Raw genomic sequence first — 3,689 nt, forward strand, 5'->3', positions numbered from 1 at the left:
GCATGTACGAGATCGTCTCCATGGTCATGGAGCTCACAAACCAGAAACCATTTGACTCGCTTGGCAATGCTGGACTTGGTGTTGTTCAGGATATGGCTGGGTTTGACCTCGTATCAACAGCGATAGTGCTCAGGAGGGTGACCTGACATGGTCGAACAGAAACTATCGATACCAAGGTACTGGAGAAGAACACCGCAGTACTACAGGCTTGAGGGTGTTCAGTGCGTTAGGTGCGGGCGTGTTTACTACCCACCCAGGGCTGTGTGTGAGTGTGGATCTAGGGAGTTTAAGCCATACCCATTACCAAGCACGGGTAAACTACTGAACTTCACAGTTCTCTACTCAGTACCTGCCGAGTTTGAGAAGATGAAACCCCTGATAATAGGTATTGTTGACTTGGGGGGTGTCAGGGTTATTGGGCAGATTGTGGATTGCATGAACCCGGAAAAACTCAACCCAGGTATGGAGGTCGAGGTCGTGTTCAGGATGGTGAAGATGGATGGCACATATGGATTAATAAACTACGGTTATAAATTCAGACCGATCGAGAACTGCTAAACCTACTCCTCAATATTAAAAGCCTAGTCTTATACGACGACCTTAATCGATCACAATACCCATAATCCCTGACATTACTTAAACAGAGCATGAACACCCTAACCACAAATGCCAAATCGGCAAGAAAAGAGGCGGACACGTAATCACCAACCTGTAGCGCACGCACCAAATTACTGATAATCGCTGAGTATGTCTCAGCGGGATTCGAGAGCTCTAAATCAAGTCCACGGAAATACCCCTCATTAACATTAAGTTCACCCCTAACATACTTAACGTATTGATAATATGAAACCGCAGCCGATAAAGTATCACCCGGTTCATTACCATCAATAACCGTCAAATAAGGCTCAGCGAGGGAGCCGCAATTCCTAAGCTCAGCCCTGATTGAATCAATATCGGCATTCCCACCCACCCTAGCTAGATACATTAGAAAATTCTCCATAACCTCAACAATCCTAACACGGCAGTCAAAGTTATTCATTGCTAACACGCCCCTTCGAACTACTCTCAAACCACTTCCTCAACTCATCTATTCCTGGCTCCAGGAGCACAAGACCCTTACCCGGCTCTATGTCGAACCTCATCGCCTTCCTATAATGATTCGTGAGCCTCGCCTTCTTAATAATCAACCACCTCCTAATCTCCTTAGTCGTCTCAACACTCTCAAACCACATGTGGATTATGGCATCCGCAATATGCTCCGCCCCAAAGCCGAAGGTCATGCCCGTCGTTGGCGCGTACTGGTTCGTCATCAACACAGTCACGTTTGAACGATAAAGCCTCTGCCTCAGCCTGTAAGTGATGAGCCTGGCCATTGCTGGGGCGTGGCTCCACATGGGTGCTAGGGAGTCAATGACAACCAACACGTCCTTCTTACCACCCTCCTCACCAACCCCCAGCACCTCGTAGGCCTTCTCAATAGCCGCCATAACAACCTCCATACTCAACGGTGACTTAGCCCTCGCCTTAGACCCCTCCTCACCCTCCTCCCCAGCCCTAAGTAACTCCCTATACTGCCTTGTGAGCCCAAAGAGATCTATGATTATGAGGTTGGTCTTGACATCCTTCGTCTTCCCGGTTAAGACCTCGGTTAGGCTGACGGCATCACTCAGGTCAATACCGAACTGCCTAGCCTGCCTAACCACGTCGTAGAACTTGGTCTCCGTGCTCACGAAAACCACGGGCATTGCGTCGACGTTGGCACCCACCGCCTGTATGCACAGTATGCTCTTGCCGACACCAGGCTCGCCTGTTACTAGGGTCCACGTCCCCCTAGGCACACCGCCCTGCAACGCATAGTCAAGCCACTCCACGCCTAAACTAATTCTCCTAATCTCACTCATCAATAACTAAAACTAGATACAATATTAATAACTATTTTCAAGGCTGACCTCCTCCCTGCCTTAAGAGGGCGGGGTGGTGCCCTCGCCCAGCTTTCATCGGCTTCTCCGGCTGGGTTCATGGGTTTGCCCCGGGCCAGCACTGCGGGGCCTTCCTCGCTGGCCATGAAAGTCTTTAGCATTGCGTGCAGGTACTGTACGATGGAGTATGGTATGGTCGTGTTTGATTTACCTTCGTACTCTCTCCAGTCCATCCCTTTACTCAAGTCCCACCATACGCCTTTACTCCATGCTTCTGGTGTTGTTTTCCACGTCATATTCATCACAGACGCGTAGTCCCTATGCACGTAGTGGCCCCTTGGGCAGTAAAGAACGTGCCAGTCGTTGGTCTCCCAAAGCCTTGTGAAGTGTATTGGGCATACCCTACTGTTCCTATAGGATGAGACTCTAACGAGTTTTGAACCCCTCTCCAAAGCCTTACCCTCAACGGTTCTCTCCACAGCCTTGAACGGTGTCTGCTTTATTCTATGCCTAAACTCGTCCTTCATGACATCCTCAATCATCGACTCCTGAGGTCTTTCACCGAGATCCTCGGTAACAATGATTGCCGGTGTCCTTGTTAGTTCATTAGCCACATGCCTAACACGACCAAGCTTCCTATTGCCTTCGCGCAGCCTTCTTACGAACTTCCTGTATTCTCTGGTGTTCGTCACATTCACGTAATTACCACTCGGTAATGCAAATTCGGGCTTCAACCTCTCGATAATCGCGTTCCTAACCCTCTCATATCGTCTCGCCAATCTGCCGAAATCAGTCCTAATCGCGTATAGTTCTGGAATCATGTACTGCCTATTCCAATCAACCACCTTGCCCACGGTGGATGGTAAATCAACCCTACTCACGGCTACCGTGTTCTCGTTTATGTCGAAGGAAAAGACTAATTTTGGTTTCTCCTCCCTGGGCTTCAGCTCAAAGACAAATATGGCGTACCATTTGTTAGTCCTACGTTTAATAATCAACGTAGACGCAAGCTCGGCTTCTCCAGTTAGTACCCTCCACCAAAACAGCCAAAAACGCTTGTGAGGTCTCAACCAAACAACCCTACGAACACCAAGTAGGGAAAGCTCAAGCCTGACTGGGGCTATGGAGTGGATGAATTGTTCATAACTCCATGCCTTCTCCGTAAACCTAATCGAGATGCTCCTAACCTCAGGGTATGGTTTTTGCGCTAAGCCCTTCCTCCTTCGTGTAATGAATGACTTCGCAATTTGCGATGCCTGCCTAATCGCCTGGATTATTAAGTGAGCATGCAAGCCTTGGTACTCACCCCTATACTTGCTGTAGAACAACCCCTGGAGCTGTGTCGCACTCGTAACATTATTCGCAACAGCGTATACGGCAACCTCACGAACGATGCTTAGGTACGCAGACTCAACGGAATAGAGTAGCTTATTGAGCTCCTTAGTGACCTCGAGCTCGACAGCCACAGCCCTACGTAGCATTCACAAGAAAGAGTAACAACCAGACTTAAAAGCCACTAACGACAAAAAGAGGCGAGACTTGACCATTATTGTCACTGGTTTAATATTACCGAATAAACTGCATTGTGGAGGGGGTTCGTAGGATTAGGATGATTCAGAAGGGCATTGGAGACCTGGTTGTGTTATTTATCGTGATTTTGAATTGATTAATTTGCTGTTTACCATTATACCTTTAACGTCTTTATGTCTGGGAAGTCATCCTCGAAGTACTCATGCTCGCCTTTAACGCCCTTATTTCTCTTTTCACGCT

Annotated in this window: 4 protein-coding genes; 1 reads left to right on the forward strand and 3 read right to left on the reverse strand. The window is 48.3% G+C overall.

The window, feature by feature from the left end:
• Positions 1-147 precede the first annotated feature (147 nt).
• Positions 148-558, forward strand: coding sequence for a Zn-ribbon domain-containing OB-fold protein (locus B7L70_RS11965; protein ID WP_081228385.1), 411 nt, complete (start codon positions 148-150; stop codon positions 556-558).
• Here the strand turns inward: B7L70_RS11965 and B7L70_RS11970 are convergent.
• From B7L70_RS11970 to B7L70_RS11980, 3 genes are read right to left on the reverse strand one after another with little or no spacing between them, the layout of a single operon-like run.
• The gene (locus B7L70_RS11970) at positions 536-1,039 is read right to left on the reverse strand and encodes a hypothetical protein (RefSeq protein ID WP_238376246.1); all 504 of its coding nucleotides are present in this window, start codon (positions 1,037-1,039) and stop codon (positions 536-538) included. The two genes, B7L70_RS11965 and B7L70_RS11970, sit on opposite strands and share 23 nt — an antisense overlap.
• Positions 1,032-1,901 carry a KaiC domain-containing protein gene (locus tag B7L70_RS11975; RefSeq protein ID WP_238376247.1) on the reverse strand — a complete coding sequence of 290 codons (870 nt, stop codon included), beginning with the start codon at positions 1,899-1,901 and terminating at the stop codon, positions 1,032-1,034. Before B7L70_RS11975 ends, B7L70_RS11970 begins: the two co-directional genes overlap by 8 nt.
• Positions 1,901-3,400 (reverse strand): zinc ribbon domain-containing protein, encoded by a 1,500-nt coding sequence (locus B7L70_RS11980; RefSeq protein WP_081228387.1) that lies wholly within the window; start codon positions 3,398-3,400, stop codon positions 1,901-1,903. The genes B7L70_RS11975 and B7L70_RS11980 overlap by 1 nt, the downstream gene beginning before the upstream one ends.
• Between the last annotated feature and the right edge of the window lie 289 nt (positions 3,401-3,689).

Source organism: Vulcanisaeta sp. EB80, assembly GCF_002078205.2.